The following is a 15117-nucleotide window of genomic DNA, read 5'->3' as shown; positions in this document are numbered from 1 at the left end:
CGATGGGATCGGGCGGAAAAAGGAGGGGTCAGCCGGTCGTGGCGCGGCGCACGAACGAGACAGGAATCACGCGCGCCTGCGTGGGCCGCGAAAAATCGCCGATGCGTTCGGCGAGTAGATCGACGGCGCCTTGCGCGAGCGCGTCGGTGTTCTGGGCGATGGTCGAGAGCCGGTAGCTGTCGAGCGCCGCGTGCTGGATATCGTCGAAGCCGACCACGCGCACATCGTCGGGAATGCGCCGATTGAAGGCGCGCCGCGCTTCGTCCATGAAGCCGAGCGCGATCATGTCGGTGGCGCAGAACACGCCGTCGGGCGCCTCGCCGCCGCCCGCGAACAGCTCGCGCGCCGCGAGTTGCCCCGCTTCGTACGACACGATCGTGGTATTGCAGACCGTCACGCGCGCGCGGCGTACGCCGCAATTCGCGAGACCGCCGAGAAAACCTTCGCAGCGCTGGCGCGCGCCATGGTGGGTCGCCTGCGGGCCGATGAAGGCGAAGCGCAGCGCGCCCGAGTCGAACAGCGCGCGGGCCGCGAGTGCGCCGCCCGCGGCGTTGTCGCTGTTGACGAGATCGGCGCCTTCGAGTTCGGCGGCGCGGTTGATCATCGCGACCGGCACCTGGCGGTCGAGATATTCGCGTGCGAGCGCAAGCGGCGGCGCACCGGAAGTCATGATGACGCCCGCGATCCGGTAGCTCAGCAGCACGTGCAGTGCGTAGCTGATCTGGTCGGGATCGTCGGCGTTCATGAGAATCGGCAGCATGCCGCGCGTGCCGAGATGATGCGCGATCGGCGTCAATAGTTGCGCGCGAAACGGACTCGCAAGCGCCGACGTCACCACGCCCACAAAATTGCTGCGGCCCTGGATCGTATTGCGCGCGTTGATATCGACGTGATAGTTGAGCGTGCGCGCGGCTTCGAGTACGCGCGCACGTGTTTTCGCCGATACGCTCGCGCCCGGCGTGAACGTGCGCGAAACGGCCGAGCGCGAGACGCCCGCCATGCGCGCGACGTCTTCGGCCACGGCCCAGCTTTTCTCCTTGGTACTCATCAGATGGTTCGGGAGGGCCGTCGAGCGGCCTGTGGCTGCCAATGATGACCGCGGAGCTTAGGGTGCGTATGTGTCCGTTGCGTGACAAGCCGAACTTCTGCATCAATTCTCGCGAAACGGTCCGGCCGCCTTTCCTCCCGGTTCAACATAAAAGATCTTTAATGCTTGCGCCATTCAACACCCCCTCCCTGCGTCGATATTCTGCTGGCTAGCTGAATCCGCCGTCGCGATCGCACGGCAATCGGCACGCGACCGCACGCCTGCGCCACGCCACGGTGGGGTACGGCCCAAAAGGCACTTTCCATATTTGATTCAGGGATGGGATTCATGAGCACCGGACAACCTGCGGGTCTGACCGAGCGAACCACGCGCGCCATTCAGGACGTGCTTGCGGGGCGAAGAAAAGGCGTGCTCGCGCAGCTCCTGTTTGCCGGCCCCGCCGTGATCGCCTCGATTGCTTACGTCGACCCGGGCAACTTCGCCACCAATCTGCAGGCCGGGGCCGAATTCGGCTATTCGCTCTTATGGGTCGTGCTTTGCGCCAATCTCATTGCGATGCTGTTTCAGGCCTTGTCGGCGAAGCTGGGCATCGTCACGCAGAAAAACCTCGCGCAACTTTGCCGCGAACATCTGCCGCGCAAGCTCGTGTACGCGATGTGGGCCGTCAGCGAAATTGCGGCGATGGCCACCGATCTGGCCGAATTCCTCGGCGGCGCCATCGGCCTTTCATTGCTGCTGCATCTGCCGCTGATGGAAGGCATGGTCATCACCGGCATCGTCACGTATGCGATCCTGCTGATGGAGCAGCAAGGCTATCGGCCGATCGAACTCGCCATCGGCGCGTTCGTGTCGATCATTGCGCTGTGCTATCTGCTGGAGGTGTTCGTGGCGCCCGTGTCGTGGAGCGCCGCGCTGCATGGCACGCTGGTTCCGCAACTGGCCTCGAATCGTGCGCTCGCCGTATCGGCGGGCATACTCGGCGCGACGGTCATGCCGCATGCCATCTATCTGCATTCAGGGCTGACGCAGAATCGCGCGCCCGCGAAAAACAACGCCGAACGCCGCACATTGCTGAGCTTTTCGAATAAGGAAACCGTCGTCGCATTGACGATTGCGGGCATGGTCAACATGGCGATGGTCGTCATGGCCTCCGCCGCTTTCCACGCCGGTCACGCCGATATTGCCGATGTCGATACCGCCTGGCGCACGCTCACGCCGCTGCTGGGCGCAGGCGCTGCCGCCGTGTTTCTGGTTTCGCTGCTGGCCTCGGGCATTTCCAGTTCGGTGGTCGGCACAATGGCCGGTCAAATGATCATGCAGGGTTTCGTGGGCTTTCCGGTGCCCGTCTGGGTGCGCCGCCTGGTGACGATGATCCCGGCCTTTGTGGTGATCGCGCTCGGCATGAATGCAACCCAGGCGCTCGTCTATAGCCAGGTAGTCCTGAGCTTTGCCTTGCCAGTGCCGATGATCGCGTTGATCGTATTCACCAGCCGCCGCGACATCATGGGGGAATTTGCCAATCGCCGCGTCGTCCGGTTTGCGGCGCTAGCCGGCACAATAGTCGTGCTCGTTTTGAATGCCGTGCTGATTCTGCAGACATTTGGCGTTAGCCTCCCCGGATTGCCGGCAGCGTAAAATAACGCTGCGGGCTGCGCATGGCGCGTGGCGGGCGTCGTCCATTCTGCTGGTTCTCCCGGAGAACTGGCGCAATGGCGGCGCCCGTCGTGTTTTGCAGCCCATCCCGGCTTCCGCGAAGCCACTTCTGACAAGCCATTTGACGGACGATCCGGTCGAAAGCATGCCTACATTGGCCCATATTCTGGTCGTGGACGATGATCCCGCCATGCGCGAACTCATCGGCGACTATCTGAGCGAAAACGATTTTCGCGTCACCACCGCGGCGAATGGCGCGGAAATGGCCGGCGCACTGCAAGAGCACGCGCTCGATCTCGTGATCCTCGACCTGAAACTGCCCGATGGCGATGGCGCACAGATCGCCCGCCGTATGCGCGAAACGTCGTCGTTGCCGATCATCGTGGTCACCGGGCGTCTGGATGAAGCCGATCGCGTCATGGCGCTGGAACTCGGCGCGGACGACTATCTGACCAAGCCTTTCAGCCTGCGCGAATTGCTCGCCAGAATCCGCACCGTGCTCAGGCGCGCGTCGGTCACCGCGGCGGCGGCAACGACGACCGGACGCAATGCCGACGCACGCGCCTACCGTTTCGATGGCTGGGAATTGAATACGGGCACGCGCCGTCTGACCTCGCCTTTGGGCGAGGCCATCGTGCTGACCAATGGAGAGTTTTCGCTGCTGACGGCCTTTCTCTCTGCGCCAGGCAATATCCTGACGCGGGACCAGTTGCTGGAAGCGAGCCGTATGTATGACGATGTGTACGACCGGTCGATCGACGTGCAGATCCTGCGCTTGCGCCGCAAAATCGAGGCCGATCCGTCGAATCCGCGTTACATCAAGACCGTGCGTGGCGCAGGCTATGTGTTTTCCGAGCAGGTCGAAAAGGTTCGCTCCGCATCGATTTAAATGCGGTGCAGCGAAGAGATCGTTTTGACCTCTTCGCTCAGGCGTTTTAATCGAGTGAGTTTGGCTCGCCGGAATCGTTTTTGTCGTGACGGGATCGGACAAAAACGCGCGCGGCCAGAATGCCGACTTCGTACAAGGCGACGAGCGGCGCCGCAAGCATCAATTGCGAAAACACATCCGGCGGCGTGACGACAGCAGCGACAATAAACGCGCCCACGACGACATAGGCGCGGTTTGCCCGCAACTGTGCGACCGTCACCAGCCCAATCCTGACCAGCAGAACGACGCATACCGGCACTTCGAACGTGACGCCAAACGCGACGAACATCGTCATGGCAAAGCTCAGGTATTTATCGACATCGGTATTCATTGCCGCGCCCAGCGGCGCATTGTAATGCGCCATCACGCGCAGGATGTTCGGGAACACCACGAAATACGCGAACGCCATGCCACATAAAAACAGGGCGTAGCTCGTGCAGACCAGCGGCGCAATCAGGCGTTTTTCGTGCTGATAAAGTCCCGGCGCAATGAATGCCCACAACTGGTAGAGCACGAAGGGCAACGCAATGATGAACGCGACCAGCATCGTCACTTTCATCGGCGCGAAGAACGATCCGGTGACGTCCGTGACGATCAGCTTGCCGTCATGCGGCAGGTTTTCCATGAGCGGTCGCGCGAGCAGGCGGAAGATTTCCGGCGCCCAATAGACCAGACAGACAAACGGCACCAGCACCGAAATGCCCGCGCGAACAATGCGCGTGCGTAATTCGACGAGGTGCGATATCAGCGATTCGGGTTCGCGCTCGACCGCGCGCACGATATCGTTCATGCGGGTTCTCCCGCGCGCATATCGGACAGCGTGGCCTGCCTGCGCGCAGCGCCGGATGCCAGCTTGCCCCGGCGCGTCGATGCGCGCTTGTACCACTTGGGCAATGTAACCTGCCTGCTGCGCAAGCGGCGGCGTCTCGCCTGCATCTGGGCGATGATTTCATCGGCTCGCACGAACGGCGGCGCTGTGTGGACGTTTGCGTCCGGCGCTGGCAATGCGGCAGTCGGCGTCATTGATTCAGGCGTCGTGGCTGCATGCGCGAGGCTTTCGACTTTATGCATACCATCGTGCAACGACGTTTCCAGCAATCGCGCCGACGACTCCACCTCTTTCACCGCTTGCCTGATTTCCGCGAGTTCTATTTCGCGCGACACTTCCTCGCGCACGCTATGGATATAGCGTTGTGCGCGGCCGAGCAGCGCGCCGCTCGTGCGCGCAACCCGGGGGAGGCGTTCGGGCCCGAGCACGACCAGCGACACGACGCCAATCATCGCCATTTTCGACAATGCAAAGTCAAACATAGGGAACTCCTGCCGCGCCTGTCGCGCGCTCCATGAACGGTCACGACATCCGCGTTGCGTCGGCATCCTGACGCAGCGCATCGCCCGTCTCCGTTTTCATGGCTTCAGGCAGTGAATTGACCTCTTTCATGCCGTCCTTGAAGCCTTTGACGGCTCCACCCAGATCGCCGCCGATATTGCGCAGCTTTTTGGTGCCAAACACCAACGACACAATGACCAGCACAATGATCCAATGCCAGATACTGAGGCTGCCCATAAAGCTTCCTTGCGAAAAGTGTTCGATATCAGCCTGAAAAGGCTCTGCAATGGGCTTCCGTCTGCGTGGAAGCCACGCATTGCATTTGACCGATCACCCGTTACGACTTCGTTTCATGACGTCGGGCCTGCATTTCATTTGAAACACAGCGATGCAGTGTCCTGGCGCTTGCGCGCCTGTGCGCCCCCTCGCCTCTATTTCAAATGAAACGATTGGCTAACTGGATGAAACAACCCTGCAATGTCCCGCCGCTGAAATAGCGGTAAAGCTGGGGAATACCCGGTTCAATCGACGGATCTCGACGGGGCTTACAATATGGCGGGTTCAAGGAACATACTCGTGCTGGACAGCGATCCGGCGATGTTCGGTCTGGTTTCCCTCTGGCTTCAGGATTCCGGTTATCGCGTCATGGATCGCCGTTGGCTGCAGTGCAGCGAAGCTTATGTTGCGAGCACGCTGGACGCCATCGTCGTCGATCTGAATCGCCCCGCATCGCGGGCGCGCGATGAGATCGCCCGGCTCGGTTGCTCCTTTCCCGGCACGCCTATTGTGGCGACGTCCGGTTACTTTCTTGTTGGCGCCGGAATGGAAAGTGAAACGGCGCGACAGTTCGGTGTGGCCAGAGTACTGGCCAAACCGTTTCAGGGCGCGGCTCTGGTTGCGGCCATCGACGATTTATTGCTGCCCTACCGGCATTCGCTATCGCGTACATGAAGCCCACCGAATTTTCGAAGATCAAGATCGGCAGCACGTATCGGCGACCGCTCGTCATGGTGGGCGCCTGTGTCATCGTTATATGCGTGTGCGTTTCCGCAGCATGGGATAGCTGGCGCGCAAGGAATCTGGCGCTACAGGGAAACAATCGCGAACTCTCCAGCATTTCCAGTGCGCTGGCCGAGCAGGCCGCCCGGTCGCTGCAGGAAATCCAGCTGATCCTGCGCCGCACGAGTGTGACCGCGAACGTACCGCAGCAGATTCAGATACCCGATAAAGCAATCGAAGATTTCCTGAAGCGCGAAGTCGCCGATGTTCCGCAGATTCGCGAATTGAGTATCTTCGATGCGGCCGGCAATCGTATTGCCAGTTCGGAGCCGCCAGGTCAGCCTGACATCGATATCGCGCCGCGCGAATATTTCCGGCAGATCCAGCATTCGGCTCCGGGCGCAACCGTCATTAGCCAGCCGCTCAAAAGTCTTGCCGACAGCAAGCCGACCTTTGCCGTTGCCATTGGCATGTGGGATTCGGCAGGCCATTTTCAGGGCGCGGTGCGCGCACTCGTCGAAGACGATTACTTCGAGCGTTTCTATCGCGAGGTCGACCTGGGCCGCGGCACGCAGATCCAGTTATCGCTCGACGACGGCGTGCCCGTGGTGGCTTTCTCGCGCGAGCTAGACCCAGGCGACACCGCAGACCTGCAATCCGCCCAGCGGATCGTGACGGGCTTCCCGCTTCGCGTCACGGTATCCCGCGATCGCCGGGTCGTGCTCGCGGACTGGCACGACAGCTTTATCACGGCACTCGTGCGCACCAGTTCCATCTCCTTGCTGGTGGCCGTGCTGGCGCTGGCGCTGGCGCGCCAGATGCGTCGGCAGCAAACACTCGCCGAGCGCCTGCATTCCAGCGAGCAGCGCTGGCGCGCGGTATTCGAAAATGCGCCAATTGGCGTCGTGGTGCTTCGCACAGCGGGTCAATTTATTGCGAGCAATCCGGCCTTTCAACACATGGTCGGCTATAGCGGAATCGAACTCGCCAAACTCAATGCCATTGAAATCAGCCACGAAGAAGACGCACGCGGTATTCAAGGCCAAATCGCCAGACTGATTGGCGGCGATATCGTCACCGCCCGTTTCGAGCAGCGTTTTGTGCATCGCGACGGCACCATGATCTGGACAGATATCAGTATTGCGCGGGTTTCCTCATCGGAATATCGACTCGAACAATCGTCCGGGCACGAAGACGTACTCGTTGCCACGCTCGAAGACGTGACGCAGCGCCGTTTGTCCGAGATCGAGCGCAGCCGCCTTGAAGCGCAACTCATGCAGGCGCAGAAACTGGAGGCGTTGGGCACCTTCGCGGGCGGCATCGCCCACGATTTCAACAACATTCTGGGGGCGATTCTTGGTTATGGCGAGCGCGCCCTGCATGCGCTGGACGCTCGAACGCCCGCGCATCGCTACATCGAACAGGTGATGAATGCCGGCAACCGCGCCCGCAGCCTGGTCGAGCGCATTCTGACCTTCAGCCGCAGCGGCATGGTCGCGCGTCTGCCGGTCCGGCTCTCGCCTGTCGTTGCGGAAACCATCGATCTGCTCGAAGCGCGTGTTCCTGCGGGTATCGGCATCGTCTTGCGTATGAAGGCGGGCGACATCGTGGTCATGGGCGACCCGACCCATATCCACCAGGTCGTGATGAATCTCTGCAGCAACGCCCTGCACGCGATGCCTCATGGCGGCACGCTCACCGTTGCGCTGGAGCGCGTGCATCTGGCCGAGACGGCCAGCCTCACCAGCGGGCTGATTGGGCCCGGCGATTTCGCCAGGCTTTGCGTTGCCGATACGGGCGTCGGCATGGACGCCGCGCTCATCGAGCGGATCTTCAATCCGTTCTTCACCACCCGCGGAGCGGGCGAAGGCACGGGCCTGGGACTTTCGCTGGTCGACAGCATCGCGCGCGAATATGGCGGCGCGGTATCTGTCATCAGCGCCCCGGGAAATGGCAGCCGTTTCGAGGTGTTCCTGCCCGTCAGCAGCGAAGTAGCGCCCGACGTCGTACACGAGCCCGCTGCGCTGCCGCAAGGCGATGGCCAGGTCGTGCTCGTTGTCGACGATGAACGTGCACTCGTTAGCCTCGCCGAAGAATTGCTCGCCGAACTCGGCTACGAGCCCGTAGGCTTTCAATCGAGCAGCGCCGCATGGGAAGCATTCGCCAGCGATCCAGAACGCTTTGATGCCGTGATAAGCGATCAGACGATGCCCGAATTGAGCGGGCTCGAACTCGCCGCGCGGGTACGCCAAATTCGCCCCACCATTCCTGTGATCCTTTGCAGCGGTTATGGCACGCCCGAACTGGAAAAAAAGGCCATCGAAGCCGGTGTGCGCATGCTGCTGCGAAAGCCGCTCCAGCAAATCGATATCGCACGTGCCCTACATCAGATATTCGCAGGCTGAGCAGCTAACGCGGCCTTCGTCGCCCCACTTGAAAACGGACTATCGCTGGGCCGATAGAGCGCCGGTGCAGTCGCGCGCATATTCCTTTGAAAGCTTGTGCTGCGCCGTCATCAGATCCTGCGGATACTCGTTATCGTCCTGAGACGGGTCGTAGCCCACCGCTTCCAGTTCCGCCAGCTCCTGTTCAAGCTGCGCATGCGTGACTTCTTTCTTCAACGGCTTGAAGGGATAGTCGTTGCATTGCTGGTGTGTCAGGTGCGGTGCGGCCACGGCCGATGCGCTCACGACAAGGAACGTCAGGGATACCAGGCATTTGAGTTTCATGATTTCGTCCGTAGAGAATACGGTATCAATGCTAGCCACTCAGCCGGTTTTTATCGCTTGTAAACGCGTGAAATATTTTTTATTCAAAGCCGGTTGCCGACAAATACATAAAAGAGTTTTCATCCTCAAAAATTCGCCGATTCGCGTCGTTTGGATAGCATTTCGATTCCAGATAACACCGCCGCGGCGAGCCCGGCAATGTGAGAGGTGAATTGATGACGACGCCAGAAGCCGTGTTACCGCTTCCCGCCGCGAGCGCCGATGCGCTCTCGTTGCGCTATCACGTCTCGCTGGAGGCCATGCGTACGGGCAGCGGCTGGCTGGGCGCAGCTCAAGCGTTGACCACGCTGATGTTCGTGACCAGTTTCCTCGCAGAAGCGGGATATGGACGCCTGACGTTTGTCGATCTGCTCGGCTGCCAGAACGCGCTGTCCGCCGCATTGCGCGACGGGCTGGCCGGTAAGGGCTGGGGCTTTTCCCAGGAAGGCATCGAGAAGTACAAGACGCTCGTGACCTTGCACGACTTTCAGTTGAGCATTGCCCCCATTCGCGCCATCAAGATCGCGGGACGGCGGCTGCAACAGGTCAATACGATCGTCACCCAGCAACTCAGCAACGGGCGACGACGCCCTGAATTCAGCAAGGACAAACTCCAGTTCGGTACGTACAAATGGAGCAGGATTTCCCGATGATTTTCTTCCGGCCCAGGCCATGCGTGTTCCCATTCGATCACGCATACGCCCGGTGTGCAGCCGTCGTGCCGTCTGCGCGAAATGGCAGCGGCGCAGGCCCGGCGTGGTGCGTAAGCCGATAGCCATAAGCCTGCTCGGTGACGATGGAGACATCGGGAAGACGGCCCTGTATCTTGCGCCGGAGCCGCCAGATAAGCGGCGGAATGGTCGCAATATCGCTTTCCTGCTCGTCACACCACGCATAACGCAGAAGCTGTTCGTGTTTGACGGGCACGCCGACATTGCGGAGCAGACATTCGAGCACCAGAAACTCGCGCTTTGTCACCGCGAGTCGCGCCGTACCGTCCACCAGTTCGCGCGTCTGTGCGTCGAGCTTCAGGCAGGGTTCGATATTCCGATAGCCGCCTCGTGCCAGCGCGGTGGTGCGATGCAGCGCCAGAATCCTTTCGTGCATTTCGACAAACGACCACGGTCTGGAAAAGCACACATCGATCCCGGACTTAAAAAACGCGGCACGTTCGTCAGCGGAATTCGCTTTCATGACCAGCGCAAATACCGCATCCGGCGACCCTTTGCGGATATCGCCAACGACCTCCTCCAAACCCGTCAATGGCACCGACGATTGCGCGATCAACATTACCACGTCGAATACTTCGTCCTGGCTGGCCCGAACGCCGGCCGCACATGTCGTACTCCAGAGGACGCTGTGCGTACTTTCGCGCAACGCCTTGCAGAGCCATTCGGATTCTGGACCTGGAGAACCGATAAAGAGAATACGCATAGGAGATTTCCGGTTTGACGATTAATCGAGTACGTAACCAGCGCCGCGCACCGCGCGTATCAAGGCTGGTTTGCCAGCAACATTGAATTTGCGGCGCAGTTTGCCGACATTCACATCCACCAGATTCGTCCCCGGGTCGAAGTGATAGCCCCAGACCGCTTCATAAAGCATCGATCGTGTAATCACGGTGCCGGCGTGACGCAAAAAGACTTCCAGAACCTTGAACTCCTTTGGCGTCAAGGCAATGGGCTCGCCATTTCGTTGCACCGTGCGCGCGATCAGATCGAGTTCGATCGAACCATGACGCAGCGATTGCGCGGGTGCCGGAGCGCTCCCGCAGCGACGGTTCAGCGCTTCGAGTCGCGCCACCATCTCTTCCGTACTGAATGGCTTGATCAAATAGGCATCGGCGCCGGTACGCAGTGCGCTCACGCGGCTTTGCAGATCGCCGCGCGAACTGATCATGAGAACCGGCGTCTCGATACCGACTTCGCGCATTGCGCGCAAAACGCAGGTGTTGCCTGCTTCCGACGCGATATCGCCCAGCGTCACCAGATCCCAGGTTTCGTTGAGCGCGCGTTTCAGCCCTTCCCTGGCGCTTTCGATGTGCTCGACGCGATAGCCGCGGCGAGTGAGTTCATCCACTATCTCGGTCGCGGCGTCGCGATCCTGCTCGATAGTCAACACGGTCGTCATTGCTGATTCCTCACTGGCTGTCGATGCGGGTCACGAGTCGATACCGTTCTTCACTCGTGAACCTGTACAAGCTGTGTGGGGAGTGTCGTCATTGCCGGTTGCGCATTGATTGCATCAGACAGCGCCTGCGTTACAGATGTAATGCCGGACGGCCCAAAGTCGCGAACATGAACAATCTTCAATGTTGCGAACATGGCCGATTGCCGGAGCGTCTCTTATGCTGCGATGTGCAATTTTGACGTACTGATCGCCCGCTCCAACAAGCAGCGATTTCTCCAGAATGCGAGCCCCATTACCGTGAAAAACGCAACGTTACGTCAGCTCAAGACCTTCGAGACCGTTGCTCGACGTTTGAGCTTCTCGCGCGCGGCACTTGAACTGCATCTGTCTCAACCGGCTGTATCGACCCAGATCAAGCATCTGGAAGAACACGCCGGCGTGCCTTTATTCGAGCAATTAGGGAAAAAGATTTTCCTGACCGAGGCGGGAAAGGAGATGGCGCGGCACGCTCGCGAAATCATCGACCGGTTCAATCAGGTCGAGCAGGTTCTCGCGCAAATGAAGGGCCGCTCCGGCGGCTGTCTGAAGATCGGCGTGGTGACGGCGTGCGGATATTCGTTTCCGCGCCTGATTGCCGAATTTCGCCGGCGCAATGAAGGCGTCAAGCTGGAATTGAAGGTCGGAAACCGGGACGAACTGATTCGCTTGCTGGAAGCGAATGAGATCGATCTGGCGGTGATGGCGGAAACGCCGGCCGATAGCCGTCTGTGCGTCGAGTGTTTCGCGCCGCAGCCTTTTGTAGTGATCGCTGCGCCCGACCATCCGCTGGCGCACCGGCAACGCATTGCGCGCGCGGAACTCGGCAGCGAACGTTTCATCCTGCGCGAGCAAGGCTCCGATACACGCTCGGCAATGCAACACAGCTTGCCGGACGTGCTGGACCGGTTGAGCGATACCACCGAAATCCCCAACACCGAGGCCATCAAGCAGGCCGTCATTGCCGGACTCGGCATCAGCTTTTTGCCTGCGTCCGCCATCGAACTGGAGGCTCGCGCGCATATGCTGGCTGTACTGGATGTGATCGGTCTTCCGGTCATCCGCCAATTGAAAGTCGCGCAGATGACGGGGAAAACGCTTTCACAGGTGGCACAGGCATTCAAGGCGTTTCTTCTGGAAGAAGGCGCGGCACTGATCGCGCGCCCGGCCATTCGCAACGGCACGGTATTTCATGACGCGGCAATTGCCGCGGCGGCGTGAGCTAATCGTTCACGGCGAGGGAGCTTAATTGCCCACTCCTTTTTTGAGGGAGTGGGCATCATTCACCGCGCTACATCTGCAAATACTGCATCAAGCGCGGAATCAAGCCGGCAACACGTCCGGGCGATTATTCGGGAAACGCTTGAGCACGTCTTCCGTGATGTTCAGATGTTCCATGACCAGCTTCGGCGGCGTGTGCGTGAGCCAGTCGGACAACGAGACTTCGGCGAAATGATCGGCCTTGAACACTTCGATCATGATGATGTCGGTATCGCCGGTATTTTCGATATAATGGCCGAGACTCTTCTTCACGTAGCCGATATCGCCAGCCCGGAAATCCGCAGTGGCCGCCTTCGGGCCGGTGTCGAACACGGTCATGCGGCCCTGGCCTTGAATCCAGTATTGCCATTCGTCGGCGTTCGGGTGCCAATGCAGTTCGCGCAGGCCGCCCGGTTTGATCGTCACCATTGCGGCAGCGATATTCGTCGACACCTTGAAATTGCGGCTGTCCGCGATACGCACCGAGCCGCCCTTCGTTTCCTTGATCGGCTTCATCGAGCCCAGCGAGAACACAAACGGGAAATCCGGTGCGCCGTGCGGCGATTTAACCGCTGCCTGCGCAGCGGCGAGCGGACCAGGATCGTCGCCCTGGAAAATCCACAGATTGTCGGTCGGGATATTCTTGAAGGCGTCCTTCGGCACATTGAAGTTTGCGGCAAGCACTTCAGGCGGCGTATGGGCAATCCAGTCGGTCACCAGCAGCGTATTGAATTCGGATGACTTACCGTTATCGAAAGCGATCATGAATTCGGCGCCGGTCGGCCCCAGACCTTGCAGCGAATGCGGCAGCCCCGGCGGGAAATACCAGAGATCGCCCTTCTTCACATCGGCGACCTGGCAGCGCCCTTGTTCGTCCAGAATCGTAATGCGGCATTCGCCGTCGAGCATGATTGCCCATTCGGCTTGCTGATGCCAGTGCATTTCGCGAATGCCGTTCTGCGACAGACGCATATTCACGCCCGCGATATCTTCCGAAATGGCGAAATCGTTCTGCGTGACTTCGCGCGCCCAGCCACCGTTCTGATAGCGCTTATGCGCATTGTTGAACGAGGCCCAGAACAGATCCATGCCGTTGATATCGGTGGCCGGCGGATTCTGGAAATCGGGGAATTCATTGGCCAGCGTGGGGTTCTGCGGACCCGGATCATCGAGACTGGTGGGGCTCTTTGCATTGATCCGGCCTTCGGGCGGACGGTCCGGGTTGCCGAACGTCGCGGCCTTCGCCGTAGCAGCGACGCCGAGCGCAGCAGCGCCGGCCGCCGCGCCTACCAGCATTTTTCGTCGGGACAAATCGGTCATGGATAGCTCCTGGCAATTGCCTGAATTGAACGTGTTGAAACTGGGTCGTAAATTCTGGACGCCGTATTCATTGCGTCGTCCGTGCAATTGATGTTAGGGCTTCATGTTGCCAAAAGATATTCACATATTCGGAATGAAACCATCACGCGAGATTATGGTTTTTCGGGCCAAACTGTACTTCATCTTTATAGTCTCGACTGTACCGCTATCGACACGAATCACACGCTTAAGATCCGGTTCGCAAATTAAAAAACCGTTTGCCAAAGCGAAACTTCATTTACAGGAATCATTCTCCTCGAATCTTGCAATGGAGAAAGACTCGTAATTGAATTGATGGCTTTGTGATGATTTTGTCAAGGCGCACTGCGGGCGCCAATTTTTTCACCCTCGCTATATCAGAACGGACATATCGAATCGATCTACGCACTGATAGCGCGAGGGTTGATGTGAGATTGCAGACATGAAGAAACTGATCCTGGCTTCGGCGGTTCTCGCCGCTTTTTCGAGTCATAGCTATGCGCAAAGCAGCGTGACCTTGTACGGCACCATCGACACGGCGCTGATTTACGCCAATAACATGGCGACCGGTACGGCCGGTCATGGTACGAGCGGCATCGAAATGGACAGCGGGGGCACGCATGCTTCGCGCTGGGGCTTGCAGGGTAAGGAAAATCTCGGTGGTGGCCTTGCTGCGATCTTTCAACTCGAAGACGGCTTCTCCAGTACGAACGGCAAGCTCGGCAATACCGGCGACATCTTTGGACGTCAGGCCTATATCGGTTTGTCATCCGCAACAGAAGGAAAACTCACGCTGGGCCGCCAATATAGTTTCATGTCGCAATGGCTTTCTGCACTCAGCGCCGAAGGCCGCGGCTGGGGCGGCAACCTCGCCTCTCATCCGTTCAATAACGACGATATGATCCGTCACACCAGCATCCGCAATTCGGTGCGCTATGTCAGCCCGACCTATCGCGGACTCACGCTCGGCGCGATGTATGGCTTTTCGAATGAAGCGGGACAATTCGCCAATAATCGCGCCTACAGTTTTGGCGCGCGCTACGAGAATGGACCGCTCGCGCTCGTCGCAAGCTATGGCCAGACGGATCGCTCGGCGGGCTCGGCGAATTTCAATTCAGATGGCGCAATCACCAATAGCGACGGCGATGCGACGGTTACCGGTGGCCGCGAACGCGTGTGGGGTTTGGGAGGCAAATATTCATTTGGCCATGCCGCCGTGGGTGTCGTATGGACTCATTCGTCGACTCGCGACGTCACCAGCGTCTGGCAAGGCGGCAGTCTCGAACCGCTCGTGGGGGATCTGCTGAGCTTCGACAACTTCGAAATCAATGGCCGATACTTCGTCACACCGGCTGTGAGCCTCGCCGCGTCATACACCTTCACGGACGGCCATTTCGAATCGTCGAGCGCCAGCCTCAATCCCAAGTGGAATGAAGCAATCCTGCAGGCCGATTACCGTTTCAGCCATCACACCGACGTCTACCTCGAAAGCCTTTACCAGACGGTCAGCGGCGGTGGCGGCTACTCGGTATTCAATGCGTCGATGTTTAACGTGACGCCTTCCGCAAACGGCCATCAATTGCTTCTCGTTGCGGGCTTGCGGCATCAGTTTTAAATGATGCCCGGG

15 protein-coding genes are annotated in these 15117 nt (G+C 59.5%); 7 read left to right on the top strand and 8 right to left on the bottom strand.

Annotation, left to right across the window (positions count from 1 at the left end; translation table 11 throughout):
- Positions 1–28: 28 nt before the first annotated feature.
- Entirely contained in the window at positions 29–1048 is a 1020-nt protein-coding gene (locus tag G3N59_RS16745) for a LacI family DNA-binding transcriptional regulator (RefSeq protein WP_205983739.1), read from the bottom strand.
- Between the two features lie 327 nt (positions 1049–1375).
- On the opposite strand from G3N59_RS16745, the gene G3N59_RS16740 reads away from it, so the two are divergent.
- Both G3N59_RS16740 and G3N59_RS16735 read left to right on the top strand, forming a co-directional pair.
- On the top strand, positions 1376–2683 hold the full coding sequence (locus G3N59_RS16740) for an Nramp family divalent metal transporter (protein WP_205983738.1): 1308 nt from the start codon (positions 1376–1378) through the stop codon (positions 2681–2683).
- 163 nt (positions 2684–2846) lie between these two features.
- Positions 2847–3590 carry a response regulator gene (locus G3N59_RS16735; RefSeq protein WP_205983737.1) on the top strand — a complete coding sequence of 248 codons (744 nt, stop codon included), beginning with the start codon at positions 2847–2849 and terminating at the stop codon, positions 3588–3590.
- 46 nt (positions 3591–3636) lie between these two features.
- On the opposite strand, the gene tatC is transcribed toward G3N59_RS16735, so the two are convergent.
- Genes tatC through tatA form a run of 3 tightly spaced genes read right to left on the bottom strand, consistent with a single transcriptional unit; the run spans position 3637 to position 5196 of the window.
- Positions 3637–4419 carry a twin-arginine translocase subunit TatC gene (gene tatC / locus G3N59_RS16730; RefSeq protein ID WP_205983736.1) on the bottom strand — a complete coding sequence of 261 codons (783 nt, stop codon included), beginning with the start codon at positions 4417–4419 and terminating at the stop codon, positions 3637–3639.
- Positions 4416–4940, bottom strand: coding sequence for a twin-arginine translocase TatA/TatE family subunit (locus G3N59_RS16725; RefSeq protein WP_205983735.1), 525 nt, complete (start codon positions 4938–4940; stop codon positions 4416–4418). Before G3N59_RS16725 ends, tatC begins: the two co-directional genes overlap by 4 nt.
- A 40-nt stretch (positions 4941–4980) precedes the next feature.
- Positions 4981–5196: a Sec-independent protein translocase subunit TatA gene (gene tatA, locus G3N59_RS37320; RefSeq protein WP_205983734.1), complete on the bottom strand. Its 216-nt coding sequence runs from the start codon at positions 5194–5196 to the stop codon at positions 4981–4983.
- A 339-nt stretch (positions 5197–5535) separates the two neighbouring features.
- On the opposite strand from tatA, the gene G3N59_RS16715 reads away from it, so the two are divergent.
- Both G3N59_RS16715 and G3N59_RS16710 read left to right on the top strand, forming a co-directional pair.
- Positions 5536–5910 carry a response regulator gene (locus G3N59_RS16715; protein WP_205983733.1) on the top strand — a complete coding sequence of 125 codons (375 nt, stop codon included), beginning with the start codon at positions 5536–5538 and terminating at the stop codon, positions 5908–5910.
- Positions 5907–8363, top strand: a complete 2457-nt coding sequence (locus tag G3N59_RS16710; protein ID WP_205983732.1) for an ATP-binding protein — start codon at positions 5907–5909, stop codon at positions 8361–8363. Before G3N59_RS16715 ends, G3N59_RS16710 begins: the two co-directional genes overlap by 4 nt.
- 39 nt (positions 8364–8402) lie before the next feature.
- Here G3N59_RS16710 and G3N59_RS16705 read toward each other — a convergent pair whose 3' ends face one another.
- Complete coding sequence (locus tag G3N59_RS16705) at positions 8403–8687, bottom strand: DUF4148 domain-containing protein (RefSeq protein WP_205983731.1); 285 nt, start codon at positions 8685–8687, stop codon at positions 8403–8405.
- Between the two features lie 215 nt (positions 8688–8902).
- Between G3N59_RS16705 and G3N59_RS16700 the strand changes: the two genes are divergently transcribed.
- Positions 8903–9379, top strand: coding sequence for a hypothetical protein (locus G3N59_RS16700; protein ID WP_205983730.1), 477 nt, complete (start codon positions 8903–8905; stop codon positions 9377–9379).
- A gap of 37 nt (positions 9380–9416) precedes the next feature.
- Here the strand turns inward: G3N59_RS16700 and G3N59_RS16695 are convergent, their stop codons facing one another.
- Positions 9417–10160, bottom strand: coding sequence for a winged helix-turn-helix domain-containing protein (locus G3N59_RS16695; RefSeq protein ID WP_205983729.1), 744 nt, complete (start codon positions 10158–10160; stop codon positions 9417–9419).
- Positions 10161–10181: 21 nt separating this feature from the next.
- On the bottom strand, positions 10182–10856 hold the full coding sequence (locus G3N59_RS16690) for a response regulator transcription factor (RefSeq protein ID WP_205983728.1): 675 nt from the start codon (positions 10854–10856) through the stop codon (positions 10182–10184).
- A gap of 291 nt (positions 10857–11147) precedes the next feature.
- Between G3N59_RS16690 and G3N59_RS16685 the strand changes: the two genes are divergently transcribed.
- A complete protein-coding gene (locus G3N59_RS16685; protein WP_205983818.1) occupies positions 11148–12113 on the top strand; it encodes a LysR substrate-binding domain-containing protein in 966 nt (321 codons plus the stop codon).
- 102 nt (positions 12114–12215) lie between these two features.
- Here G3N59_RS16685 and G3N59_RS16680 read toward each other — a convergent pair whose 3' ends face one another.
- Complete coding sequence (locus G3N59_RS16680) at positions 12216–13472, bottom strand: oxalate decarboxylase family bicupin (RefSeq protein ID WP_205983727.1); 1257 nt, start codon at positions 13470–13472, stop codon at positions 12216–12218.
- 460 nt (positions 13473–13932) lie between these two features.
- On the opposite strand from G3N59_RS16680, the gene G3N59_RS16675 reads away from it, so the two are divergent.
- Complete coding sequence (locus G3N59_RS16675) at positions 13933–15105, top strand: porin (protein WP_205983726.1); 1173 nt, start codon at positions 13933–13935, stop codon at positions 15103–15105.
- Positions 15106–15117: the final 12 nt, after the last annotated feature.

The sequence above is a fragment of the Paraburkholderia sp. Ac-20340 genome, from assembly GCF_017104965.1.
Classification (GTDB): domain Bacteria; phylum Pseudomonadota; class Gammaproteobacteria; order Burkholderiales; family Burkholderiaceae; genus Paraburkholderia.
The sequence above is the reverse complement of the archived record's forward strand: the minus strand, read 5'-3'. Positions and strand labels throughout refer to the sequence as shown.